This is a genomic window from Thermomonospora umbrina, from assembly GCF_003386555.1.
GTDB classification, from domain to species: domain Bacteria; phylum Actinomycetota; class Actinomycetes; order Streptosporangiales; family Streptosporangiaceae; genus Thermomonospora; species Thermomonospora umbrina.
On record NZ_QTTT01000001.1, the window covers coordinates 7140552 to 7165066 of the forward strand.

Below are 24515 nucleotides of genomic sequence, written 5' to 3' on the forward strand. Positions count from 1 at the left end.
GTCAGACGAAGATCCTCAGGGGTCCGTACGAGGTGATCACTGAATGCCACGACGGCGGAGGATCTCCTCGATCTCGGCCAGATCGGGGTCTCCGGGGGTGCCGGCGGGGGGCTCCACGGCCCGCGGCCGACGTGCGCGCCCGGCGCCGCCGGCGCTCCCGGCCGACTCTGCGCGGCCCTTGCGGCCGCGTCCGCGCGAGGTCTCGTCGCCCACCTCGCCGCGGCCGCCCTCGCCGCCCTCGACCTGGCGGCGCAGCATGACGCCGGACACCATGTAGAGCACCACGGCCAGGCCCGCCAGGGCGACACCGGCCCACTTGGCGGGGCTGAACACCAGGTCGGTGACGAACTCGGTGACGCCGGTCAGGGTCGCCGCCAACGGCACCGCCGACCAGGCGGCGCCGCGCATGCCGGAGGCGATGCCGCGGCGCTTGGCCACGCCGTAGCTGGCGACCAGCCCGAGCAGCGTGACCCCGAAGCTGATCATGAAGAGCACCGCGTCGCTCATGCCGGATCCCCACCTTCGATTCCCGCGCCGGTGTACGTGCCGCGTCCTGCCATCGTCACACGTTCACAGGGAGAGACTTCTCCTCCGGGCGGACGGTTCCCGTTCCGCGCGGTTCATCCTGTGGCGGGAGCGCGCCCCTAGGGGAAGAGGCCCCGGAGCATGGGGAGATCGACGTTCCGCAACGATTCGACAACGATACGTCCCGGTGCGGGAGGTACCGGGACGACGTGCGGGACCGCCACGGTGACGCAGCCCGCCGCCTCGGCCGCCGCCACCCCGGTCGGGGAGTCCTCCAGCGCCGCGCAGCGGTCCGGCGGGACGCCCAGCCCGGAGGCGGCCGTCAGATAGGGCTCGGGGTCGGGCTTGAGGTGGGCGACCTCGTCACCGGCCACGGTGAGCGTGAAGAGGTCGCGGCCGACGCCGTCCAGGACGGCGTCGATGAGGCGGCGGTGGCTGTTGGACACCAGCGCCGTCGGCAGCCCGGCGTCGCGCACCGCCGTGAGCAGCTCCTTGGCCCCCGGCATGAACGGGGCGGACGAGGACAGGCGCTCGGCCATGCCGTCCAGCATCCGTTCCGCGACCTCGTCGGGCGAGGCCACCGGACCTGCCAGCGACAGCATGTAGGCGACGGCCCGGTGCAGCGAGCCGCCGACGAGCCTCTCCTGGTGCTCGGGCCCCCAGGCGCCGCCCAGCCAGGCCATCACCTCGGTCTCGACCTCGAGCCACATCTCCTCGGAGTCGATCAGCAGGCCGTCCATGTCGAACAGGACGGCCCGCGGACCCGTCTCGCCCCCCACGCGCTCCCTCTCGATGCGTCAGACGTTGAAGTACTTGGCCTCGGGGTGGTGGACGATCAGGGCGTCGGTGGCCTGCTCGGGGACGAGCTGGAACTCCTCCGACAGCGTGACCCCGACCCGCTCCGGCTCCAGCAGCCGCACCACGGTGGCGCGGTTCTCCAGGTCGGGGCAGGCGGGGTAGCCGAACGAGAAGCGCGCGCCCCGGTAGCCGAGCTTGAAGAAGTCCTCGATGCCGTCGGGGTCCTCCCCGCCGAACCCGATCTCCGAGCGGACCCGGGTGTGCCAGTACTCGGCGAGGGCCTCGGTGAGCTGGACCGACAGCCCGTGCAGCTCCAGGTAGTCGCGGTAGGCGTTCTTGGCGAACAGCTCGGCCGTGGCCTCCGACACCCGGGAGCCGACCGTGACGAGCTGGAGGGCGACCACGTCGACCTCCCCCGACTCGCGGGGCCGGAAGAAGTCGGCCAGGCACAGGTGCCGGTCGCGACGCTGCCGGGGGAAGGTGATGCGCTCGCGCTCCGAGCCGTCCTCGTGGAGGATCACCAGGTCGTCGCCCTCGCTGACGGCCGGGAAGTACCCGTAGACGACGGCGGCCTCGATGAGCCCCTCGGACTGCATGCGGTCGAGCCACATGCGCATCCTGGGCCGCCCCTCGGTCTCGACCAGCTCCTCGTAGGTGGGCCCGTCGGCGCCCCGGGACCCCTTGAGGCCCCACTGCCCCATGAAGGTGGCCCGCTCGTCCAGGAAGGACGTGTAGTCGGCCATGGGGATGCCCTTGACGATCCGGTCGCCCCAGAACGGCGGTGCGGGGATCTTGTTGTCGGTGGCGACGTCGGAGCGGGACGGCATCTCCTCGGGCTCGGTGACCTTGAGGGTGGCGCCGGTCTTGACCCGCCGCTGCCGCAGCGGCGGCAGGGTGGCCCCCTCGACGCCGCGCTTGACCGCCATGAACGCGTCCATCAGCCGCAGGCCCTCGAAGGCGTCCCTGGCGTAGCGCACCTCGCCGTCGTACAGCTCGGCGAGGTCCTGCTCGACGTAGGCGCGGGTGAGGGCCGCCCCGCCCAGCAGCACCGGCCACTGGTCGGCCAGGCCCCGGGAGTTGAGCTCCTCCAGGTTCTCCTTCATGATCACCGTGGACTTGACCAGCAGCCCGGACATGCCGATGACGTCGGCGCGGTTCTCCTTGGCGGCCTCGAGGATCGCCGACATCGGCTGCTTGATGCCGATGTTGACGACCTCGTAGCCGTTGTTGGACAGGATGATGTCGACGAGGTTCTTGCCGATGTCGTGGACGTCGCCCTTGACGGTGGCCAGCACGATGCGGCCCTTGCCGCCGTCGTCCGCCTTCTCCATGTGGGGCTCGAGGTGGGCGACGGCGGTCTTCATCACCTCGGCGCTCTGCAGCACGAACGGGAGCTGCATCTGCCCGGAGCCGAACAGCTCGCCGACGGTCTTCATGCCGTCCAGCAGCACGTCGTTGATGATCTCCAGGGCGGGGCGCTCGGCGAGGCCCTCGTCGAGGTCGTCGCCGAGGCCGTTCAGCTCGCCGTCGATGATGCGGCGCTTGAGCCGCTCCCACAGCGGCAGCCCGGCCAGCTCGGCGGCGCGGCCCGCCTTGAGGGCCTTGGTGTCGACGCCCTCGAACAGCTCCATGAAGCGGTGCAGCGGGTCGTAGCCCTCGGACCGCCGGTCGTAGATCAGGTCGAGGGCGACCTTGCGCTGCTCCTCGGGGAGCCGGGCCGTGGGCAGGATCTTGGAGGCGTGCACGATGGCCGAGTCCAGCCCGGCGTCGGCGCACTCGGCGAGGAACACCGAGTTCAGCACGATCCGGGCGGCCGGGTTGAGGCCGAAGGACACGTTGGACAGGCCCAGTGTGGTCTGCACGGCCGGGTACCGGCGCTTGAGCCCGCGGATGGCCTCGATGGTCTCCAGGGCGTCGCGGCGCGACTCCTCGGTGCCGGTGCCGATGGTGAACGTGAGGGTGTCGACGATGATGTCCTCGACCCGCATGCCCCACTTGCCGGTGAGCTCCTCGATCATCCGGGAGGCGACGCGCACCTTCCAGTCGGCGGTGCGGGCCTGGCCCTCCTCGTCGATGCACATCACCACGATGGCGGCGCCGTGCTCGCGGACGACCGGCATCAGCCGGGCCAGCTTGGAGTCGGGTCCGTCGCCGTCCTCGAAGCTGACGGAGTTGACCACCGCCCGGCCGCCGATCATCTCCAGCCCGGCCTCGACCACCGGGGTCTCCGTGGAGTCCAGCACGATCGGCAGGGTGGAGGCGGTGGCGAACCGGAAGGCCAGCTCCTTCATGTCGGCCACGCCGTCGCGGCCCACGTAGTCGACGCACAGGTCGATCATGTGGGCGCCGTCGCGGGCCTGGTCGCGGGCGATCCGCACGCAGTCGTCCCAGCGGCCCTCCAGCATGGCCTCGCGGAACGCCTTGGAGCCGTTGGCGTTGGTGCGCTCCCCGATGGCCAGGTAGGAGGTGTCCTGCCGGAACGGGACGTGCTGGTAGAGGGAGGCGGCGCCGGCCTCGGGGCGGGGGCGGCGGACCGCCACCGCACGGCCGCCGACGCGTTCGACGACCTGCCGCAGGTGCTCGGGGGTGGTGCCGCAGCAGCCGCCGACCAGCGACATGCCGTAGTCGCGGGTGAAGGTCTCGTGGGCGTCGGCCAACTCGCCGGGCGTCAGCGGGTAGTAGGCCCCGTCGGAGCTGAGCTGGGGCAGCCCGGCGTTGGGCATGCAGGAGAGCCCGATGCGGGCGTGCCGGGCCAGGTAGCGCAGGTGCTCGCTCATCTCGGCCGGGCCGGTGGCGCAGTTGAGGCCGATCAGGTCGAGGTCGAGCGGCTCCAGCGCGGTCAGCGCGGCGCCGATCTCCGAGCCCATCAGCATGGCGCCGTTCTGCTCGATGGTGACCTGGGCGATCAGCACCGTGTCGGCGCCGGCGGCGGCGATGGCCCGCTTGGCGCCGGCCAGGGCGGCCTTGGCCTGGAGCAGGTCCTGACAGGTCTCCACCAGCAGGGCGTGGGCCCCGCCGGCGATCAGGCCCGCGGCGTTGCGCTGGTAGGCGTCGCGCAGGACGGCGTAGGGGACGTGACCCAGGGTGGGCAGCTTGGTGCCGGGGCCGATCGAGCCGATCACCCAGCGGGGCCGCTCGGGGGTCGAGTACGCGTCGGTCACCTCGCGGGCGATCCGGGCGCCCGCCTCCGAGAGCTCCTCGACGCGCTCGGTGATGTCGTACTCGCCGAGGTTGCCGAGGTTGGCGCCGAAGGTGTTGGTCTCGACGCAATCGACGCCGACGTCGAGGTAGGCCGCGTGCACGGCGCGGACGATGTCGGGCCGCGTGACGTTGAGGATCTCGTTGCAGCCCTCGTGGCCCTCGAAGTCGTCCAGGGTCGGATCCTGGGCCTGGAGCATCGTCCCCATCGCGCCGTCGGCCACGACGACTCGTTCACGAAGGGCCTGGCGTAGCGACTGTGGGGTTGCACTCATAGCAGGCCACTCTATCCGGACGTGGACGGCGGAGCCGAAGGAGATCCCACCACAACGCGTGACGAACGGCGTTCGGGCCGATAACGTGCCCATCCGGTAACTACTCTCCGGTAAGGAGCGGTGATGGGCTCGTACAGCACCATTCTCGTCGGCACCGACGGATCGAACTCCTCGTTCCGCGCGGTGGACAAGGCGGCCGGTCTCGCGGCGGACACCGGAGCCACGCTCGTCCTCGCCACCGCGTACCACCCGATGAGCGAGAAGCAGCGGCAGAACGCCTCGGATCGACTGGGCGACCTGGCCTACAAGGTCCAGGGGTCGACTCCGGCCGAGGACGCATTGCGGGCCGCCCGGGCGCGGGCGGTGGCCGCGGGGGCCAAGGACATCGTGGAGGTCGCGGTGGAGGGCGACGCGGTGGACGTCCTGGCCAAGGTCGCCAAGGAGAAGGCGGCGGACCTGGTGGTGGTCGGCAACCGCGGGCTCAACAGCCTGGCCGGGCGCCTCCTCGGCTCGGTGCCGGCCAACCTGTCCCACCGGTCACCGTGCGACGTCCTGATCGTGCACACCGTGGGCAGGTGAGGCGAGGCCCGGCCTCCGGACGGCGGCGTACGCCGTGAAGGGGGCCGGGGCCCGGCCGCAGGACGTAGGGTGGACGTCAGACGATCATGGGTATCCGATCATGAGCGCGTCCCGGCCCCCCGAGACCCGGGAACAACGGCGCGCTCCGTGACGCTGTACCTAGGTCGGAAGGAGGCAGCGGGGTGGTCGAGTTCGAGAACGTGCCCGGCCTGGTCGACCCTGTCCTGGTCGCCGCCTTTGAGGGCTGGAACGACGCCGGCGAGGCGGCCAGCGGGGTCATCGGGCATCTGGAGTCGGCCTGGGGCGCGGTCCCGGTGACGGAGCTGGATCCGGAGGACTACTACGACTTCCAGGTGACCCGCCCGGTGGTCGAGCTGACCGACGACGGCGAGCGGAGCATCGCCTGGCCGACCACGCGCATCTCGTGGGCCCGCCCCCCGGGAGCGGCCCGTGACGTGGTGCTGGTCCGCGGCATCGAGCCCAACATGCGCTGGCGGTCGTTCTGCGCCGAGCTGATCGGCGTGATGGACCGGCTCGGCGTGAGCACCGCCGTCCTCATCGGCGCGCTGCTGGCGGACGCGCCGCACACCCGCCCCGTGCCGGTGAGCGGCACCGCCTCCGGCGACGGGGTGTCGGGCGCCCTGCACCTGGAGCCCGGCCGGTACGAGCCGAGCCGCTACGAGGGCCCGACCGGCATCCTGGGCGTGCTCCAGGACGCCTGCGACAAGGCGGACGTCGACACGGTGTCGCTGTGGGCGTCGGTGCCGCACTACGTGGCGCAGCCCCCGTCCCCCAAGGCCACCCTGGCGCTGCTGCGCCGGGTCGAGGACCTGCTCGGGCTGACCGTCCCCTTGGGCGAACTGCCGGAGGAGGCGCGCGCCTGGGAGCACGGGGTGAACGAGCTGGCCGAGCAGGACACCGAGGTCGCCGAGTACGTGCGCTCGCTGGAGGAGCAGAAGGACGCCGCCGACCTGCCGGAGGCCAGCGGCGACGCCATCGCCCGCGAGTTCGAGCGCTATCTGCGCGGCCGGGAGACCGGCTAGCCGATGGGCTAGGGTGGGGGCCGGCGGGTGGATCACCCGTCGGCCCTTTCCCGTCGATGGCCCGCGCACGCCGCGAAGTGCGCCACGATGTCGAATCTCCCGGTGTCGAATCTCCCGGTGTCGAACCGAAGGGGCGTGACCGCCCCGGCGCGTTGAGCGCCTCCGGGGCCCGTACGGCGGCCCCCTCCCCCGCGATCCGCGTCCGCCCCCGTCGTGAGCTGCGCCGCGAGCGTCGGAACCGGGCGCACTCCTGCTGGGACCATCTGATCGCCGCGCCCCTGTGGCCCCTGCACGGCGCCAATCTCGGCACCCTCCTGCGCACGTGCGACGCCGTCGGCGCGTGCCTGGCGGTGCCGCGCCTGCCCTGGGTGCCGGAGGCCCTGCGCAGGGGCAACACGCTGCGCCGTCCCGCCTGCGTCCACTGGACGGGCGACCCCGTCCGCTGGCTGGAACGCCACCGAGCCGAGGGCGCCCGGGTCGTCGGGGTCGAACTGGCCGAGGACGCGGTGCGTCTCGCCGATCTGCCGACCGCCCGTACCCGCACGGTGATGGTCCTGGGGCACGAGCAGCAGGGGATCCCGGCGGACGCCCTGGACCTGTTGGACGCGGCCGTGGAGATCCCCATGGTCGGCACGGGGCACAGCCTGAACGTCGCCGTGGCCGGTTCGCTGGTGCTCTACAAGCTGGCGGGACTGCTGTAGGGGGCCGAAGTCGCGTGATTGCGACGCCCCGGGCGGTGGCATATCTCAGGGCGGGGCGTCGCGATCATGAGCGGTCGCACGACGCCCGCTCGTCTTCGTCGGGGCATCGCGCTGGGGGCACGCATGACCGAACACCGACACGCGGCGCGGCGTGTCCGGCACGGACCGCGACCGGGGCGGTGGGGCGCCGTCCCGGTCGCGCTGGTCCTGTGCTGCGGGACGGCGGGCTGCGGCGGGGACGACGGCGCGGCGGGCCCCGGCGGGACCCTCAGGGTGGTGGGGTCCGCCGACCCCGACCACGTCGACACGGCCGGCGGCTACTCGACGATCAGCAGCATCCTGAGCCGCCAGTACGCCCGCACGCTGTTCGGCTTCAAGGCGAGCAACGACTTCGACGAGGCCATCGAGGTGCGGGCGGACGTGGCCGCGGCGGTCCCGACCCGGCAGAACGGCGGCATCAGCGAGGACCGTCGGACGTACACGATCAGGCTCCGCCCGGGAGTGCGGTGGAACACGCGGCCGCCGCGCGAGGTGACGGCCGAGGACTTCGTCCGGGGCATCAAGCGGCTGTGCAACCCGGCGCAGCCGTCCGGGGCCATCTCGTACTACACGGCGACCATCCAGGGCATGGAGGCCTACTGCGAGGGCTACGAGAAGGTCGACGGCAAGAACGCCCGGGCGATGGCCGATTACCAGAACCGGCACCACGTGTCCGGGCTGACCGCCCAGGACGCCAGGACGCTGGTGGTGCGGCTCACCCGGCCCGCCAACGACTTCACCAACATCCTGGCCATGCAGTTCGCCGCCGCCGCGCCCCGGGAGTACGACCGGTACATCCCCGACAGCCCCGAGTTCCGCCGCAACACCGTGTCCGACGGCCCGTACCAGATCACCGCGTACACGGCGAACAAGGAGTTCGTGCTCGACCGCAACCCGGTCTGGCGGGCCGCCACCGACCCGCTGCGCGCCCGATACCCGGCACGGATCCAGATCACCCTCGGGCAGGACTCGCCGGAGACCGTCCAGCAGATGATGGAGGTGGGCAGCGCCGACCTGGCCTGGGACCAGCCGGTGCCGACCTCGCGCATCCAGGGGCTCAGGTCGCACCGGGACTTCAGGATCATGAAGGGCTCGTCGCTGAACCCGTACCTGGTGTTCAACCTGCTCAGCCCCAACAACGGCCGGGCGTTGGCGAAGGTGGAGGTGCGCCGCGCGATCCAGTACGCGATCGACAAGACGGCGCTGGTGAAGATCTACGGCGGCCGGTCCGTGAGCCAGGTGCTCGACCAGGTCATCGCGCCCGGCAGCGTCGGCCACCGACCGTTCGACCTCTACCCGACACCCGAGGACGGCGGCGACCCGGCCCGCTGCCGGCGGATGCTGGCCGCCGCCGGGCACCCGACGGGGCTGCGGCTGCGGTTCCCGTACCGCACGCAGAGCAACCACCCGAAGGTCGCCCAGTCGGTGCAGGCCAACCTCAAGGCGTGCGGCATCGACGCCACCATCACCCCCGACACCAACGGCAACTTCTACGGCAAGACGCTGGTCACCCCCGCCGAGGCCCGGGAGGGCAAGTGGGACATCGCCGCGCCCGGCTGGGTGCCGGACTGGTACGGCAACAACGGGCGGACGACGATCGTGCCGCTGTTCGACGGGCGCACCTACGGCCCGAACTCCACGGACTACGGCGGATACGACAGCCCGGTGGTCAACGGGCTGATCGACCGGGCGCTGGCGGCGCGGACGCAGGCCGAGGCGGCCGGGTTCTGGGCCCGCGCCGACCGGAGGATCATGGAGGACGCGGCGATCGTGCCGTTCCTCAACCAGAACTACCCGATCTTCCACTCCGCGCGGGTGGAGAACGCGCTGTACCTGCCGCAGTTCCAGGGTTACGACTTCAACCAGATCAGGCTGACCTGAGGCGCGCATGAGCCTTCTCGAGGTCAGGGATCTGAGGGTGTCGTTCCGCACCCCGGACGGTGTGGTGCGGGCGGTCCGCGGGCTGTCGTTCGACGTGGACGCGGGGCGCACGCTCGGCATCGTGGGCGAGTCGGGGTCCGGCAAGAGCGTCAGCGCCCAGACGCTGCTGCGGCTGACACCCGGCGCCCGGGTGAGCGGGTCGGCCCGGTACCAGGGACGCGACCTGCTGCGGATGCCGGAGGAGGACCTGCGCCGGATCCGCGGTGCCGAGATCGCGATGATCTTCCAGGACCCGCTGTCGAGCCTGCATCCGCTGTACCGGGTGGGTCGGCAGATCGAGGAGGTGATCAGGGCGCACGAGCCCGCGGTCTCCGGGGCGCGGGCCCGCAGGCGCGCGGTGGAGATGCTGGGGCTGGTCGGCATCCCGGAGCCGGACCGGCGGGCCGACGACTACCCCCACCAGTTCTCCGGCGGGATGCGGCAGCGCGCGATGATCGCCATGGCGCTGTCCCTGGAACCCCGGCTGATCATCGCCGACGAGCCCACCACCGCGCTGGACGCCACCGTGCGGGCCCAGATCCTGGACCTGATGACGCGGCTGCAACGCGAGTTCGGCACCGCCCTCATCATGATCACCCACGATCTGGGGGTCATCGCCGACCTGGCCGACGAGGTGCTGGTGATGTACGCGGGAAAGCCCGCCGAGCACGCCGGGCGGCGGGCCGTCCTCCGCCGCCAGCACCATCCGTACACCAAGGGCCTGCTGGAGTCGGTGCCGCGCGCCGGGCGCGGTCGGGCACGGCTGCGGCCGATCCCCGGGCAGCCGCCCAGCCTGCTCGACGTCCCTCCCGCCTGCCCGTTCCACCCGCGCTGCGCGTACGTGATGGACCGCTGCCGCGTGGAGGAGCCGCCGATGCGTCCGATCCCTCCCGCGGAGCCCGGCGACGAGCCGACCGGGCACGGGTCGGCCTGTTGGCTTCCCGTGGAGGCGCTCGGCCGCGACCCGTGGGCCGAGCGGCTGCGCGAGGAGGCGATGGCGCGGGGCCGGGCCGGGTGTCGGGACGGGGACGGCGGTGAGGGGCGGTGAACGACGTCCTGGTGCGTCTGGAGAACGTCACCAAGCACTTCCCCCTCAGGCACGGGGTCGTGTTCAAGAAGGAGGTCGCCCGGGTCCGCGCGGTCGACGGCGTCGACCTGGAGATCCGGCGGGGCGAGACCCTGGGGGTGGTGGGCGAGAGCGGCTGCGGCAAGTCGACCCTGGCCCGCTGCATCACGGCGCTGCAGCCGGTCACCGACGGGCGGGTCCTCTTCGACGGCACCGACGTCACCCGGCTGTCGTCCGCCGGGCTGAAGGAGTTCCGCCGCCAGGTACAGATGATCTTCCAGGACCCGTACAGCTCGCTGAACCCGCGCCGCCGGGTGGGCTCGATCATCGGGGACCCGTTCGACATCCACGGGATCGCCGACGGCGCCGAACGGCGGCGTCGGGTCCAGGAGCTGATGGAGCTCGTGGGGCTGAACCCCGAGCACTACAACCGGTTCCCCGCCGAGTTCTCCGGCGGCCAGCGGCAGCGGATCGGGGTGGCCCGGGCGCTGGCGCTGCGCCCCCGGCTGATCGTGTGCGACGAGCCGGTCTCGGCGCTGGACGTGTCGATCCAGGCGCAGATCATCAACCTGCTGGACGACCTGCAGCGGGAGCTGGGGCTGACCTACCTGTTCATCGCGCACGACCTGGCGGTGGTCCGATACGTCAGCGACCGGGTCGCGGTGATGTACCTGGGGAAGATCGTGGAGTCGGCGCCGGCGGAGGAGCTGTACACCCGTCCCCGGCATCCCTACACCGCCGCGCTGCTGTCGGCGGAGTCGGTGCCCGACCCCGACGAGACCGTACGGCGCGAGCGGGTCGTCCTCACCGGGGACGTGCCGTCGTCGATCCACCCGCCGAAGGCGTGCCGGTTCCATCCCCGCTGTCCCAAGGCCCAGCGGCGGTGCGTGCAGGAGCCGCCGGGGCTGCTGGTGCGCGGGTCCGATCCGGACGATCACGTGACGCGCTGCCACTTCCCGGTGGAGGAGACCGACGACCTGGCGCACGAGCACGCCTCGATCAGGCAGGTCTCCACCGACCCGGCGCTGCCGGAGGTCGAGCGGTGAGCAGCTACTCCGAGTTGGAGGCCGAGGTCGTCCCGGCCGGGGCCCGCGTCGAGGGGCGCACCCCGGTCCAGCTCGCCTGGGCGCGGTTCCGCCGGGACCGGACGGCGATGATCTCCGTGGCGGTGCTGCTGCTGGTCGTCGTGTTCGCGGCGGCGGCCCCGCTGCTGGCGGCGGTGACCGGCCATCCGTACGACACCACGTATCCGAAGACGGGGCTCGACATCGATGGGATGCCGGTCGGGCCGGGCCGCGAGTTCTGGCTCGGCACCGACCAGTTGGGGCGGGACGTGCTCGTCCGGGCGGCCTACGGGGCGCGGATCTCGCTGCTGGTGGGGCTCGCCGCGACCGCGGTGGCCACGCTGCTGGGGGTCGCGGTGGGCGTGGTCGCGGGGTACACCGGCGGTGCGGTGGACACGGCGCTGGCGCGGTTCATGGACATCACCCTCGCGCTGCCCTACCTGCTGGTGGCGATCGTGCTGGCCTCGACGTTCCAGGTCACGGCGCTCGGCGGGAGCCTGGCGCTGACCGTGCTGGTGATCGCGTTCTTCTCGTTCGCGGCGATGGGCCGGATCCTGCGGGGGCAGGTGCTGGCGATGCGGGAGAAGGAGTTCATCGAGGCGGCCCGCTCCCTGGGCGCCGGGCCGCTGCGGATCATGCGGGTGGACATCCTGCCGAACCTGGTGGCGCCGGTGGTGGTGCTGGCGTCGCTGCTGATCCCCACGGCCATCGTGTTCGAGTCGACGCTGTCGTTCCTGGGGGCCGGGGTGCGTCCGCCGATGCCGAGCTGGGGCAGCATCCTCGGCGAGAACAGCGACGTGTTCCGGACGGCGTGGTGGCTGCTGGCGGTGCCGGGCGTCCTGCTGCTGGTCACGACCCTGTCGTTCAACCTGCTCGGCGACGGTGTGCGGGACGCCGTCGACCCCCGCGCCGACCGGATCGCGCCCGCCCGCGGCGGCGCGGCGCTCGAGGACGACGAGGGGTAGCGATGCTGCGGTACGTCGTCCGACGGCTGGCGTTCGCCGTGCTGGTGCTGTGGCTGGTGTCGACCGCCGTGTTCGCGCTGCTGCGGATCTCGCCGGTGCCGGTGGAACGGGTGATCGGCGGGCCGCGCGCCACCACCGAGACGCTGGACCAGATCCGGCACAACCTGGGCCTCGACCAGCCGGTGCCGGTGCAGTACTGGGCCTTCCTGCGACGGCTCCTCCGGGGCGACCTGGGGTACTCCTACGTCAACAGCACGCCGGTCACCGAGCTCATCGGCGATCGGCTGCCCACCACCGTGTGGCTGGTGCTGGGGGCGGCGGTGATCTGGTTCGTCGGCGGGGTGCTGCTCGGGGTGCTGAGCGCCACCCGGGTCCGCAGCCGGGTGGACCGGGCCGTCACGGTGTTCGTGCTGGTCGGGCTGAGCACGCCGCCGTTCGTGATGGCGCTGGTGCTGCTGGACGTGTTCTCGACCCGGCTCGGGGAGATGGGGTTCCGCTTCTTCGAGGCGGGCCCGCCCCTGCAGGAGCACTTCCTGCAGCGGATGATCCTGCCCTGGATCGGGCTGGCCTTCCTGATGGTGGCCGCCTACACCCGGCTCACCCGGGGCGCGATGCTGGACGTGCTGGGCGAGGACTACATCCGCACCGCGCGGGCCGGGGGGCTGACCGAGCGGCGGGTCGTCTACGGGCACGGGCTGCGCTCGGCGCTGACCCCGGTCGTGACCCAGTTCGGCATCGACATCGGCGTGCTGATGGGCTCCACCATCGTCACCGAGAAGGTCTTCGGGCTCCAGGGCGTGGGCCAGCTCGTCTACCAGTCGATCGTCACCGGGGACACCCCGGTGGTCATCGGGGTCACGCTGCTGGTGGCGTTCTTCGTGGTCCTCGCGAACGTGCTGGTGGACGTGGCGTACTCGTTGCTGGACCCGCGGGTCCGGCTGGTCTGAGGCGGTCGGGTGTCAGAGGGCGACGCCCAGCAGGGCGTCGGCCAGCACGCGGATCTGCCCGGGGGCGGTCGTGTCGGCCCCGCCCGTGCCGGCGAGGGCCTGTTCGGCCCAGCGGTCGATCGCCACCAGCGCGGCGGGGGCGTCCAGGTCGTGGGCCAGGTGACGGCGCACCTCGGCGGCCACCGCGGCGGCCGGGGGCCCGGCGGGCAGCCGGACCGCGGCGCGCCAGCGGGCGAGCCGGCCGGCGGCGCCCTCCAGGTCCTCGGGGGTCCACTCCCAGTCGGAGTGGTAGTGGTGGCCGAGCAGCGCCAGCCGGATGGCCATCGGGTCGACGCCGTCGGCCCGCAGCCTGGACACGAACACCAGGTTGCCGCGCGACTTGGACATCTTCTCGCAGTCGAGGGCGACCATCCCGGCGTGCACGTACGCCTTGGCGTGCGGGCGCTCCCCGGTGGCCACCTGGGCGTGCGAGGCCCCCATCTCGTGGTGCGGGAACGCCAGGTCGGAGCCGCCGCCCTCGACGTCGAAGCCCATGCCCAGGTGGTGCACGGAGATCGCCGAGCACTCCACGTGCCACCCGGGACGGCCCCGGCCGAACGGGGAGTCCCAGCCGGGCTCCCCGGGGCGCTGCGCGAGCCACAGCAGCGCGTCGAGGGGGTCCTTCTTGCCGCGGCGGTCGGGGTCGCCGCCGCGCTCGGCGAACAGCGGCGTCATCTCCTCACGGGTCAGCCGGCTGACCCCTCCGAACGCCGGGTCGCTGTCGATCGGGAAGTACAGATCGCCGTCGACCTCGTAGACGGCCCCCCGCGCCCGCAGCTCCTCGATAATCTCCACGATCAGCGGGATCGACTCGACCGCGCCCACGTAGTGGTCGGGCGGCAGGACCCGCAGCGCCGTCATGTCGTCGCGGAACAGCGCGATCTCCCGGTCGGCCAGGTCCCGCCAGTCCATGCCGGTCTCCCGGGCACGTTCCAGCAGCGGGTCGTCGACGTCGGTGGCGTTCTGCACGTAGTGGACCGCGTGCCCGCCGTCCCGCCACACCCGGTTGGCCAGGTCGAACGCCAGGTAGGTCGCGGCGTGCCCGAGGTGGGTGGCGTCGTAGGGGGTGATCCCGCACACGTACATCCGCGCGGTCGGACCGGGCCGGGTCGGCCGCACCGCGCCGCTGCCCGTGTCGTTCAGGTGCAGGGGAAGCGTGGATTCGGAGAGCCCGGCAGCGGGCAGGCTGGGTACCTCGGGGGCGGGCCACGATCGCATGCCTGAAGCTTATCCGTGCACCGGATTCGACTCGAAGGGGCCTGTTTTCACGCCTCGGGGCCGGGGAGCACCGTCGTCCAGGCCCCGGGGTCCCCGGGGGCGGCGGTGAAGTCGTAGCGCGCGCCCCGTTCCGCGAGCCCGATGAGGCTGACCGAGGACGTGCCCCAGACCCGTCCGCCCTCGAAGTCGCGGGTCAGCACGAGGGCCCGGCGATCGGCGCGGTCGAGACCGCCGCCGTCGAGCAGCGGCAGCCACGCGCCCCACGCCTCGGCGGCGCCGCCCGTGCGCGGCTCCGGACGACGGGCGGCGGCCAGAAGTGGACGGAAGTGCGCGATCCGCGCCGCCATCTGCGCGCCGCCCTCCCGCTCCTCGGGGGTCCGCCCCGGCTCCTGCGTCACGCCCTCCAGCCCGGTGTTGACGATCATGTGCAGGCCCGGTCCCAGCTCCCGCTCGGCGAACCCCGCGCCGTCCCAGCTCCACAGCCGGACGCCGCCGGGCTCGGCGCACACCAGGTGGAACGGGTCGAAGCGCGCCGGATCGAGGCCGTCGAGCCCGCCGGTCTCGGCGGCGAGGAGCGGCAGTTCGCCGCGTGAGGCGCGGCCGTGCTCGGGGGCCGGTCGGCCGTGGCCGTTCAGGACGCAGGCCGCCCGAGGCGGCCCGGATCCGCCGTCGCGCACCGCCAGCCAGGTGCCGCCGGCCTGCAGGTCCCGGCCGCCCACCAGCGCCGGCCGGTCGGGCCAGTGCGCTGCGGGAGGTTGCCAGGGTCGCTCGGCGAACTCGTCGCGGACCCCGGCCAGGAGCACGGGAAAGGGGGACAAGGGGTCGACACTGACCACAGCCGTACACATGGCCGTTATTGGATCATTTCGCCCTCGGGTCGCTCAGAGCGGGGGCCATGGTACGGCCGGCCAGTCCTCGGGCGGGTACGGGTGGACGCGGTGCTTGAGCATCAGGTCCACCCGACGCCGGGTGGCCTCGACCTCCTCGGCGGTGAGCAGCCCGCCGAGCCGCTCCAGCAGCGGGCCGCCGAGCAGCGCCGACCGGACCCGCTGCAGCGCCTCGACCGCCTCGTCGGTGAGCCTCTTGCCGCGCCACTGCCACAGCACCGTCCGCAGCTTGTAGTCCACCGAGAACGTCACGCCGTGGTCGCAGCCGTAGACGTGCCCGGGGCGGCCGTCGGAACCCGGGGGCAGCAGATGCCCGATCTTGCGGTCGGCGTTGTTGATGGCCGCGTCGAAGACGGCCATCCGGCGGATCGCGGCGTCGTCCGAGCGGGACAGCGTCACCAGGTCCACGTCGGGGTCGGGCTCCACCCAGAGCTGCACCATGCCCATGCCGTAGGGGCCGTCGCGGTGCACGGTCGGGGGGACGATGTGCCATCCCATGGCCTCGGACACCAGGTAGGCGGCGACCTCGCGGGCGGCCAGCGTGCCGTCCGGGAAGTCCCACAGGGGCCGCTCCCCCGCGACGGGCTTGTACACGCAGGAGGCGCGCAGACCGTCCAGCTCGATCGAGCAGTACAGGGTGGCGTTGGACGCCTGCACGAGGCGGCCCTCGACGGACAGCCGGCCGTCGGTGAGGAGGCGCTCGGCGGTCTCGGTGTCGGCCGGGTCGACCGTGCCGTCGCCGGGCGGGACCGCCGGGCGGTCCGGGGAGGGCCGGCTCATGGGGTCCCCGTCCCCGCGGGCGCGGGCGGCATCCGGTGAGGTCGCATGTCAGCCCAGATGGCCGTTCTGCCGGGGGCAGACGTGCCCGGCGGCGTTCAGCGGCAGGCCGCACAGCGGGCAGGGCGGCCGTCCCGCCGAGACCACCTTCAGCGCCCGCTCGGCGAACGCGCGGGCCCGGCCGGCGGTGATCCGCACCCGCAGCACCACCATGGGGGGCTCGTCGTCGCCGGGCTCGGGGATCGGGGACTCCGCCTCCTCGTCGGCGGTGACCTCCTGGGCCTCGATGATCACCCGCTCGTCCTCGGGGTCCCAGGCCAGCGCCATGGTGCCGACCCGGAACTCCTCCTCCACCGGCTGGTCGAGCGGCCCGTCGTCCTGCAGCTCGGCGGGTGCGACCGCGGGCACGGCGCCGCCGCTGCGCCGCAGCACCTCGTCCAGCAGCTCCTCCAGGCGCTCGGCGAGCATGGTGACCTGGAACTTCTCCAGCCCGACGCTGGTGACCCGGCGGCCGTCGCGGGCCTGCAGGTAGAAGGCCCGGTCGCCCGGCTGCCCGACGGCGCCGGCGACGAACCTGTCCGGCATGTCATACGAGATGACGGGCACGGGAGACCTCCCCCCTCGGGGTCCGGTGAGTCCGGATGCTACGGCGACGAGACGACTTCACGGAGACGACCTTACGCGCCACCGCCCACCGGTGCGTCGCCCTCTCCCCCGGCGGGCGCGCCGGGCCCGGGCAGCAGGCCGGACACGCCGCCGCCGGTGTCGTTCAGCCGCACGACGAAGGGGCGCAGCTCGGTGTAGCGGATCACCGTCAGCGAGGCGGGATCCACCTGAATGCGCTGGAACTGGTCCAGGTGCAGGCCGAGCGCGTCGGCGACGACGGCCTTGATGATGTCGCCGTGGCTGCACACCAGATAGGTGGCCTCGGGGCCAGCCTCGGCGGCGATCCGGGCGTTCCAGTCCCGCACCGCCGCGACCGCCCGATGCTGGGCGGCGGCCATCGCCTCGCCCTCCCGGCCGGGGAACGTCACGGCGCTGGGGTGGGCCTGGACGACCCGCCACAGCGGCTCCTCCGCGAGCTCCTTGAGGGGCCGTCCGGTCCAGTCGCCGTACCGGACCTCGCCGAAGCGCTCGTCCGGCCGGATCCCGCCGGGCGGGGGCGCGGCGCGGCCGGGGGCGGAGACGACGGCCCCGGCGGTCTCCAGACAGCGGTCCAGCGGGCTGGAGACGACGGCGGCCAGCGGAACGGGGGCGAGGCGCTCGCCGAGGGCGGAGGCCTGGGCGCGGCCCCGCCCGTCCAGGGACAGTCCGGGGGTCCAGCCCGCCAGGACGGGGCCGGTCAGCTCGGTGAGGCCGTGCCGCACCAGCAGAAGCGTGATCACGCCCCGACTCTACGAGACGGTCGTGGACGCGGGACGGGTGGAAAGGGGGGAGAATGGCGCGTTGTGATCGTCAACAAGGCCATCTACCGCGAAGGACGGCGGGAGGACATCGACGGCGACATCAGCGACGCCGTCGACGCCGCCCGCGACCAGGGCCGGTGCTTCGTGTGGATCGGGATGCACGAACCCACCGCCGAGGAGTTCGCCCTCGTCTCCGACGAGCTGATGCTGCACCCGTTGGCGGTCGAGGACGCCGTCCACGCCCACCAGCGGCCCAAGCTCGAACGCTACGACGACACGCTGTTCGTGGTGCTCAAGACCCTGGAGTACCGGGACGCGACCTCCGACATCGAGGTCGGGGAGATCATGCTGTTCGTCGGCGCCGACTTCGTGGTGTCCGTCCGCCACGGCACGGCCAACCCGCTGGCGCCGGTGCGACGCCGGCTGGACTCCGACGGCGAGCTGATGGGGTTCGGGCCGACCTCCGTGCTGTACGCGGTCCTGGACGAGGTGGTCGACCACTACGGGCAGGTGGCGCACGAGGTCGAGGTCGACATCATCGAGCTGGAACGGGGCGTCTTCGCGCCGGAGGGTCCCGACGTCATCGCCGACATCTACTCCCTCAAGCGCGAGGTGCTGGAGTTCCGCTCCGCCGAGGACCCGCTGATCCCGGTGCTGCAGGAGATCGTCCGGGGGAAGTTCCCCGAGTGCCGCGGCACCCTGGAGTACTTCCGCGACGTCCTCGACCACCTGCTGCGGGTGGACCAGCAGGTGGACGCGCACAACGAGCTGCTCACCAGCGTGCTCAGCGCGCATCTGGCGCTGCTCGGCAAACAGCAGAACGAGGACATGCGGAAGATCTCGTCCTGGGCGGCGATCATCGCGGTGCCGACCGCCATCGCCGGGATCTACGGGATGAACTTCGACCACATGCCGGAGCTGAAGTGGCGGATCGGCTATCCCCTGGTCATCTGCGTCATGGTGAGCGCCTGCATCCTGGTCTACCGCAGACTCCGCAAGAGCGGCTGGCTCTGACGCCGGGTCCCGGACTCAGGTGGCGGAGATGGCGCCTGCGGCCAGCAGGCCCAGGATGACGGCGCCGAGCGCCACCCGGTAGTAGACGAACACCATGACGGAGTGCCGCACCAGGAACTTCAGCAGCCAGGCGATCGAGGCGTAGCCGACGACGAACGACACCACCGTGGCCACCACCGTCGGGCCGACCTCCAGGCCGCCGTCGCCGACGTGCCGCATCTCGAACGCCCCCGACAGCACCACCGCGGGGACCGACAGCAGGAACGAGTAGCGGGCGGCGGCCTCGCGGGTGTAGCCGAGGAACAGCGCCCCGGTCATCGTCGAGCCCGACCGCGAGGAGCCGGGGATCAGCGACAGGCATTGGAAGCCCCCGATGATCAGGCCGTCCTTCAGGGTGAGGTCGTCGACCTCGCGCCGCCCTCGCCCGGCCCACTCGGCGACCATCAGCAGCAGGCCCATGACGATCAGCGAGGTGGCGTTGATCCACAGGTTCCGCGCCGGGTCCTCGATGAAGTCGCTGAACACCAGCCCCACCACCCCGATCGGGACGGTGCCGAGCCCGATGTACCAGCCCATCCGGGCGTCCTGCCGGCGACGCAGCGCGGGGGTCCACAGGCTGCGCGTCCAGGTGACCGCGATCCTGGCCAGATCGCGCCAGAAGTAGATGATCACCGCGGCCATGGTGCCGAGCTGGATCACGGCGGTGAACGCCGCGCCGGGGTCCTCCCAGCCGAGGAACTCGGGCACGAAGAGGAGATGGCCGGAGCTGGAGACCGGCAGGAACTCGGTGAGGCCCTGCACGATGCCGAGCACGGTCGCTTCCACGACGTTCACGGACGCCGACCCTCCTCATGGTCACGGTCGGGAGTCGAACGACCCCGCTCCGCAGCGTAGTGCGCACCCGACGGACCGCCGCGCACCGGCATGTCGCGGCGTCGCGGGGAGACACCGGAGGTTCCCGGCACGGCCTCGGGTCCGGCGACCGATAACCTGCGCATCTATGGAACAGCGTCACCTCGGGCGGAGCGGGCTCCTCGTCTCGCGGCTGGGGCTCGGCACGATGACCTGGGGACAGGAGACGTCCCCCGACGAGGCGGCGGCGCAGCTCGCCGGCTTCGTCGACGCCGGGGGCACCCTGGTGGACACCGCCGACGTCTACGGCGACGGCGACAGCGAACGGGTCCTGGGGCGGCTGCTGCGGGACCTGGTGCCCCGCGACGACCTCGTGGTGGGCACCAAGTCGGCCATCCGCCCCAACGGCCGCTACGACGCCTCCCGGCGGCACCTGCTGACCGCGCTGGACGCCTCCCTGGACCGGCTGGGGCTCGAGCACGTGGACCTGTGGCAGTTGCACGTGTACGACCCGATGACGCCGTTGGAGGAGACCCTGGCGGCCCTGGACGAGGCGGTCGCGTCGGGGCGCACCCGGTACGTGGGGGTGTCCAACTACGCCGGCTGGCAGTTGGCCAAGGCCGCCGCCTGGCAGCGCGCCTGGCCCGGCCGGGCGCCGATCGTGTCCACCCAGATGGAGTACTCGCTGCTGCACCGGGAGATCGAGCGGGAGGTCGTCCCGGCCGCCGAGGACGCCGAGGTCGGCGTGCTGCCCTGGTCGCCGCTGGGCCGAGGCGTGCTGACCGGCAAGTACCGCACCGGCATCCCCGCCGACTCCCGCGCCGCCACCACCCGGTACGCCGAGTTCGTCCGGCCCTACCTGGGCGAGCAGAGCCGGCTCATCGTCGAGTCGGTGTCCACCGCCGCCGAGGGGCTGGGCGTCTCGCCCCTGGCGGTGGCCCTGTCGTGGGTGCGGGACCGGCCCGGGGTCGTGGCCCCGATCGTCGGCGCCCGCACACCGTCCCAGCTCCTCGGGATCCTGCAGACCGAGGACGTCACCCTGCCCGCCGAGATCCGTGATGCCCTCGATGACATCTCCGACGTCTGACCCCGCCCTGGACCCCGGCCTGGCCGAGCTGTTCTCCTCGGCCGGCGTGCCCGGGGCGTACGCCCGCCGCGCCGCCGACCGGCTCGGGGACCGGGCCGCCGACCTGCTGCGCGAGGACCCGTGGCGGCTGCTGCGGGTGCCCGGCGTGCGCCCCGAGCAGGCCGACCACTTCGCCCGCCGGGTGCTGGAGGGGCGGGGTGGGCCCCCGATACCCGACGACCTCCGCCGGGGCCGCGCGTTCGTGGTCCACGTGCTCACCGAGGCGGCCCGGCAGGGGCACACCGTGATGACGCCGCAGGGCGTGCTGGCGGCGCTGGGCGCGTTGCGGGTCCCGGAGCCGGAGCGGGCGATCGAGGCGGCGCTGGACGAGGCCGACGTGGTCGCCCTGTGGGAGGAGCCCGCGTTCGACGACGCCGAGCCTGAGGGGGTGGACGAGCCGCCGGAGCCGGAGGAGTCGCTGGGCCTGGCCCGGTACGCGCTTCCGGAGGAGGAGGCGGCGGAGGGCCTGCGGCGGCTGACCGCGACCGCCGAGCCGCTGCTGCCCCGCGACACCCTCCGGTCGCTGCGCGACGGGCTGCCCGAAGACCGGCAACTCGCCCTCACCGCGGCGGCCGGCACGGGCGTGAGCGTCCTGCACGGGGCCCCGGACGACGTGGAGCGGACCGCCGTCCTGATCGCCCGGGGTCTGGCCTCCGAAGGCGTTCAGGCCGTGGTCGTCACCGGCACGGCCGCGTCCGCGCGGGCGATGGACTCCGCGCGGGGCCTGTTCGAGGCGCTGGAGGGCGAGTGCCCGCCGGGGACCGCCGCCGGCGTCGTGGCGTTCGGGCGGGGCGAGCAGCGACCGCTGGAGGCGCGGCTGGTCGTCGTGCCCGACGCCGGCTCGCTGGACGTGGAGACGGCGGCGGCGTTGGTCGAGGCGTGCGCCGACGGCACTCATCTGGTGCTGGGCGGCGACCCGGCGGCCCTGCCGCCCACGGGTCCGGGGCGCGTGCTGGCGGACCTGGCCGCGTCGGACACGGTCCCGGTGATCGAGCTGGAGCCGGGCGACGGGGACGGGCCGGCGGCGGCGTTCACGGCGGCCGTGCGCCGGGGCGAGCTGATCGCGGTCGAGGCCCCGGGCCGCGAGGTCGTGGTCGTGCCCGCCGGGGACGACCGGGAGGCCGTGCACCGCGCCGTCCAGCTCGTCACCGACTCCATCCCCCGCGCGCTGGGCATCCCGGTCGACGACGTCCAGGTCGTGACGCCGACGGCGGGCGGGCACGCGGGCGCGACGGCCCTCAACGCCGCCCTCAAGGCCCGGCTGAACCCGGGGCCGGGGGCCTGCGGGGGCTTCGACACAGGCGACCGCGTGATCGTCGCGGTGCCCGTGGGCCGCGCGGCGGCGGGCGAGACCGGGACCGTCGTCGCGGCCTCCGCCGAGGGTCTGGAGGTGGCGTTCGGTCCCGGCGCGGAGCCGATCGCCGTTCCGGCGGCGCTGGCGAGCCGGCTGCGGCACGGGTGGGCGGCCACCGTGGGCCAGGCCCGGGGCACCCGTCGACCGGCGGTCGTCGCGGTGTTCCCCGAGGAGTCGGCGGCGGCGCTGTCACGGCCGCTGGCGGTGACCGCCTTCGGTCTCGCCCGACGTCATCTGTCGGTGGTCCACTCCGCCGGGCCGGCCCTCGCGCGGGCGGTGCGGGAAGAGGTTGTCACTCCACGCGACACTCGGCTGGGCCGTCTGCTCAATCCATGAAAAGCCTGTGACACAGGGGTTTACGGTCATGGCCGCATAGGGGAGCATGGCCCCGACAACGGCATTATTGGACCGTCTGTCAACTGGGGCCGTGGCGGAGGAAATGCGATGGAGCAGACCGGCGTGCGGCGGATCGGGAAGCAGACCGGCAGGGCGTCGACGGTCGTGTCGGCCGGCGCCGTCGCCCTGGTGCTCATGGGGGGCCCGGCGTCCGCCGCGACGGCGGCGTCGTCCCGCCCCTGCCCGTTGCCCACCAGCCCGGCCGACACCTTGAGATACCTGCGGTGCAAGCTGGGCAACCTCGGCGACCGCGACCGGCCGCGCGCCGACCCCAAGCCCAGGACGAAGCCGAAGCCCAGGGCGGCCTCCCCCGCCAAGCCCCGGTCGTCCAACGTGGGCAAGCCCCGCAAGCCCCGCGACGACGCCCCGGGCAAGCGCCCCAAGAAGCCCCGTCGCGGGCCCGCCGACGCCGGCCTGCGACCGTACAATCCGGCCCCCGTCGGCGAGGTCCCGGTGTTCAACGGGGCGCTGCCGGCACCGCAGGTCGTCCACGGCGCGCAGGTCCCGATCGGCGGACCCATGCTCGGCGACACCCGCCTGATCACTCCCGTGGCCGCCCGGGAGCCCGAGCAGGACCACACCGCCTGGGTGGCCTTCGCGGCGGGCGCCGCGGGCGTGGTGGGCGCGATGAACATCGGCGTCCTGGCCCGCCGGGCGCGGCGGCGCGGCGATTCCTGAGCCCGCCTCGACGCGCGAGGGCCCCGCACCCCTTCGATGGGATGCGGGGCCCTCGCGCGAAGGGGGCCCGTCAGGCGCCGACCGCGTGGACGCCGCCGTCCACGTGCACGATCTCCCCGGTGGTCGCCGGGAACCAGTCCGACAGCAGCGCGACGCACGCCTTGGCCGCGGGCTCCGGGTCGGCGACGTCCCAGCCCAGCGGGGCGTGCTTGGGCCACATGTCGCTCATCTCGTGGAACCCCGGGATGCTCTTGGCCGCCATGGTGCCCAGCGGCCCGGCGGCGACCAGGTTGACCCGCACGCCCTGGGGCCCCAGGTACTTGGCGAGGTAGCGGGCGGCCGACTCCAGGCCCGCCTTGGCCACGCCCATCCAGTCGTAGACCGGCCACGCCTTGGTGGCGTCGAAGTCCAGGCCGACCACGGACCCGCCGTCCTTCATCAGCGGCAGGCACGCCGTGGTGAGGGACTTCAGCGAGTACGTGGAGATGTGGACCGCGGTGGCGACGTCCTCCCACGGGGTGTCGAGGAAGTTGCCGCCGAGCGCGGTCTCGGGGGCGAACCCGATCGCGTGCACCACGCCGTCGAGGCCGTCCATGTGCTCGCGGACCCTGTCGGCGAGGCCGGCGAGGTGGTCGTCGTCGGTCACGTTCAGCTCGATGACGGGCGGCGGGTCGCCCGCCAGGCCGGACGGCAGCCGCCGGGCGATCCGCTCGGTGAGGGTCGGGCGCGGGTAGGCGGTCAGGACCACCTGCGCGCCCTCCTGCTGGGCGAGCCGCGCCACGTGGAAGGCGATCGAGGCGTCGGTGAGCACGCCGGTCACCAGGATCCGCTTGCCTTCGAGGATGCCCATGTCAGTGCCCCATTCCCAGGCCGCCGTCGACCGGGATCACGGCCCCGGTGATGTAGGAGGCGTCGTCGCCGGCCAGGAAGCGCACCGCGCGGGCGACCTCTTCTGGGGCGGCGATCCGGCCCAGCGGGATCAGCGACTTGATCACCTCGTGCCGGTCCTCGCCCAGCGCCGCGGTCATGTCGGTGTCGACGAAGCCGGGCGCGACCACGTTCACGGTGATGTTGCGCGAGCCCAGCTCGCGGGCCAGGGACCGGGCGAAGCCCACCATCCCGGCCTTGGAGGCGGCGTAGTTGGCCTGCCCCGCCGAGCCCATCATCCCCACCACCGAGGACACCAGCACGATGCGGCCCCGACGCTTGCGCATCATCTGCTTGGAGGCCCGCTTGGCGACCCGGAACGCGCCGGTGAGGTTGGTGTCCAGGACGGAGGTGAAGTCCTCCTCGCTCATGATCGCCAGGAGCGTGTCGCGGGTGACGCCGGCGTTGGCGACCAGCACCTCCACCGGCCCCTGCTCGGCCTCCACCTTGCCGAAGGCGGTGTCGACGTCCTCGGCGCTGGTGACGTCGCATCGGACGCCGAACAGGCCCTCGGGCGGCTCGCCGGAGCGGTACGTGACGGCCACCGCGTCGCCCGCCGCGGCCAACTCCCGGGCGATCGCCAGGCCGATCCCGCGGTTGCCCCCGGTCACGAGGACGGACCGACTCATCTCATAACCTCCAGGATCACGGCGCGCACGGGCGTGTCCCGTACGGGATCCGTACGTCAGCGTCCGAGCGTAGTGGCGTGGCGGCCGCAGGT

Annotated in this window: 23 protein-coding genes; 12 read left to right on the forward strand and 11 right to left on the reverse strand. The window is 73.0% G+C overall.

Features of this window, described 5'->3' with window-relative positions; genetic code table 11:
• Nucleotides 1-36: 36 nt before the first annotated feature.
• The 3 genes from DFJ69_RS32425 to metH form a co-directional block, all read right to left on the reverse strand.
• The gene (locus DFJ69_RS32425; protein WP_116026090.1) at nucleotides 37-507 is read right to left on the reverse strand and encodes a hypothetical protein; all 471 of its coding nucleotides are present in this window, start codon (nucleotides 505-507) and stop codon (nucleotides 37-39) included.
• Between the two features lie 137 nt (nucleotides 508-644).
• A complete protein-coding gene (locus DFJ69_RS32430; protein WP_116026091.1) occupies nucleotides 645-1304 on the reverse strand; it encodes an HAD family hydrolase in 660 nt (219 codons plus the stop codon).
• 18 nt (nucleotides 1305-1322) lie between these two features.
• Complete coding sequence (gene metH, locus DFJ69_RS32435) at nucleotides 1323-4796, reverse strand: methionine synthase (protein ID WP_116026092.1); 3474 nt, start codon at nucleotides 4794-4796, stop codon at nucleotides 1323-1325.
• Between the two features lie 123 nt (nucleotides 4797-4919).
• Here metH and DFJ69_RS32440 point away from each other — a divergent pair, with 123 nt between their 5' ends.
• The 8 genes from DFJ69_RS32440 to DFJ69_RS32475 all read left to right on the forward strand — a co-directional run bounded on the left by DFJ69_RS32440 (nucleotide 4920) and on the right by DFJ69_RS32475 (nucleotide 13120).
• Entirely contained in the window at nucleotides 4920-5375 is a 456-nt protein-coding gene (locus tag DFJ69_RS32440) for a universal stress protein (RefSeq protein WP_116026093.1), read from the forward strand.
• 182 nt (nucleotides 5376-5557) lie between these two features.
• Nucleotides 5558-6418 (forward strand): PAC2 family protein, encoded by an 861-nt coding sequence (locus DFJ69_RS32445; RefSeq protein ID WP_116026094.1) that lies wholly within the window; start codon nucleotides 5558-5560, stop codon nucleotides 6416-6418.
• 152 nt (nucleotides 6419-6570) lie between these two features.
• Complete coding sequence (locus DFJ69_RS32450; protein ID WP_245974664.1) at nucleotides 6571-7119, forward strand: TrmH family RNA methyltransferase; 549 nt, start codon at nucleotides 6571-6573, stop codon at nucleotides 7117-7119.
• A gap of 123 nt (nucleotides 7120-7242) precedes the next feature.
• Nucleotides 7243-9039, forward strand: coding sequence for an ABC transporter substrate-binding protein (locus tag DFJ69_RS32455; protein ID WP_116026096.1), 1797 nt, complete (start codon nucleotides 7243-7245; stop codon nucleotides 9037-9039).
• A 7-nt stretch (nucleotides 9040-9046) separates the two neighbouring features.
• Complete coding sequence (locus tag DFJ69_RS32460; protein WP_116026097.1) at nucleotides 9047-10126, forward strand: ABC transporter ATP-binding protein; 1080 nt, start codon at nucleotides 9047-9049, stop codon at nucleotides 10124-10126.
• On the forward strand, nucleotides 10123-11190 hold the full coding sequence (locus tag DFJ69_RS32465; RefSeq protein ID WP_116026098.1) for an ABC transporter ATP-binding protein: 1068 nt from the start codon (nucleotides 10123-10125) through the stop codon (nucleotides 11188-11190). The genes DFJ69_RS32460 and DFJ69_RS32465 overlap by 4 nt, the downstream gene beginning before the upstream one ends.
• Nucleotides 11187-12173, forward strand: coding sequence for an ABC transporter permease (locus tag DFJ69_RS32470; protein ID WP_116026099.1), 987 nt, complete (start codon nucleotides 11187-11189; stop codon nucleotides 12171-12173). Before DFJ69_RS32465 ends, DFJ69_RS32470 begins: the two co-directional genes overlap by 4 nt.
• Nucleotides 12174-12175: 2 nt before the next feature.
• The gene (locus DFJ69_RS32475; protein ID WP_116026100.1) at nucleotides 12176-13120 is read left to right on the forward strand and encodes an ABC transporter permease; all 945 of its coding nucleotides are present in this window, start codon (nucleotides 12176-12178) and stop codon (nucleotides 13118-13120) included.
• A 12-nt stretch (nucleotides 13121-13132) separates the two neighbouring features.
• On the opposite strand, the gene mshC is transcribed toward DFJ69_RS32475, so the two are convergent.
• The 5 genes from mshC to DFJ69_RS32500 all read right to left on the reverse strand — a co-directional run bounded on the left by mshC (nucleotide 13133) and on the right by DFJ69_RS32500 (nucleotide 17426).
• Nucleotides 13133-14377, reverse strand: coding sequence for a cysteine--1-D-myo-inosityl 2-amino-2-deoxy-alpha-D-glucopyranoside ligase (mshC, locus tag DFJ69_RS32480; protein ID WP_116026101.1), 1245 nt, complete (start codon nucleotides 14375-14377; stop codon nucleotides 13133-13135).
• A gap of 47 nt (nucleotides 14378-14424) precedes the next feature.
• A complete protein-coding gene (locus tag DFJ69_RS32485) occupies nucleotides 14425-15225 on the reverse strand; it encodes an NRDE family protein (protein ID WP_116026102.1) in 801 nt (266 codons plus the stop codon).
• Nucleotides 15226-15258: 33 nt separating this feature from the next.
• On the reverse strand, nucleotides 15259-16044 hold the full coding sequence (locus DFJ69_RS32490; RefSeq protein WP_116026103.1) for an SCO1664 family protein: 786 nt from the start codon (nucleotides 16042-16044) through the stop codon (nucleotides 15259-15261).
• A gap of 48 nt (nucleotides 16045-16092) precedes the next feature.
• The gene (locus tag DFJ69_RS32495) at nucleotides 16093-16647 is read right to left on the reverse strand and encodes a DUF3090 domain-containing protein (RefSeq protein ID WP_211328893.1); all 555 of its coding nucleotides are present in this window, start codon (nucleotides 16645-16647) and stop codon (nucleotides 16093-16095) included.
• A 71-nt stretch (nucleotides 16648-16718) separates the two neighbouring features.
• The gene (locus DFJ69_RS32500; RefSeq protein WP_116026104.1) at nucleotides 16719-17426 is read right to left on the reverse strand and encodes an MSMEG_4193 family putative phosphomutase; all 708 of its coding nucleotides are present in this window, start codon (nucleotides 17424-17426) and stop codon (nucleotides 16719-16721) included.
• A gap of 63 nt (nucleotides 17427-17489) precedes the next feature.
• Between DFJ69_RS32500 and DFJ69_RS32505 the strand changes: the two genes are divergently transcribed.
• A complete protein-coding gene (locus tag DFJ69_RS32505; RefSeq protein ID WP_116026105.1) occupies nucleotides 17490-18461 on the forward strand; it encodes a magnesium and cobalt transport protein CorA in 972 nt (323 codons plus the stop codon).
• A 15-nt stretch (nucleotides 18462-18476) separates the two neighbouring features.
• On the opposite strand, the gene DFJ69_RS32510 is transcribed toward DFJ69_RS32505, so the two are convergent.
• Complete coding sequence (locus DFJ69_RS32510; protein ID WP_116026106.1) at nucleotides 18477-19295, reverse strand: undecaprenyl-diphosphate phosphatase; 819 nt, start codon at nucleotides 19293-19295, stop codon at nucleotides 18477-18479.
• Nucleotides 19296-19461: 166 nt separating this feature from the next.
• Here DFJ69_RS32510 and DFJ69_RS32515 point away from each other — a divergent pair, with 166 nt between their 5' ends.
• From DFJ69_RS32515 to DFJ69_RS32525, 3 genes are all read left to right on the forward strand, one after another.
• Entirely contained in the window at nucleotides 19462-20400 is a 939-nt protein-coding gene (locus DFJ69_RS32515) for an aldo/keto reductase (RefSeq protein WP_116026107.1), read from the forward strand.
• Nucleotides 20381-22129, forward strand: coding sequence for an ATP-dependent DNA helicase (locus tag DFJ69_RS32520; RefSeq protein WP_116026108.1), 1749 nt, complete (start codon nucleotides 20381-20383; stop codon nucleotides 22127-22129). The genes DFJ69_RS32515 and DFJ69_RS32520 overlap by 20 nt, the downstream gene beginning before the upstream one ends.
• Before the next feature lie 108 nt (nucleotides 22130-22237).
• A complete protein-coding gene (locus DFJ69_RS32525) occupies nucleotides 22238-22867 on the forward strand; it encodes a hypothetical protein (RefSeq protein WP_116026109.1) in 630 nt (209 codons plus the stop codon).
• A gap of 70 nt (nucleotides 22868-22937) precedes the next feature.
• Here the strand turns inward: DFJ69_RS32525 and fabI are convergent, their stop codons facing one another.
• Together fabI and fabG are read right to left on the reverse strand one after the other, a co-directional pair.
• Entirely contained in the window at nucleotides 22938-23717 is a 780-nt protein-coding gene (fabI, locus tag DFJ69_RS32530) for an enoyl-ACP reductase FabI (protein WP_116026110.1), read from the reverse strand.
• A gap of 1 nt (nucleotide 23718) precedes the next feature.
• Nucleotides 23719-24423 carry a 3-oxoacyl-[acyl-carrier-protein] reductase gene (gene fabG, locus DFJ69_RS32535; protein ID WP_116026111.1) on the reverse strand — a complete coding sequence of 235 codons (705 nt, stop codon included), beginning with the start codon at nucleotides 24421-24423 and terminating at the stop codon, nucleotides 23719-23721.
• Nucleotides 24424-24515: the final 92 nt, after the last annotated feature.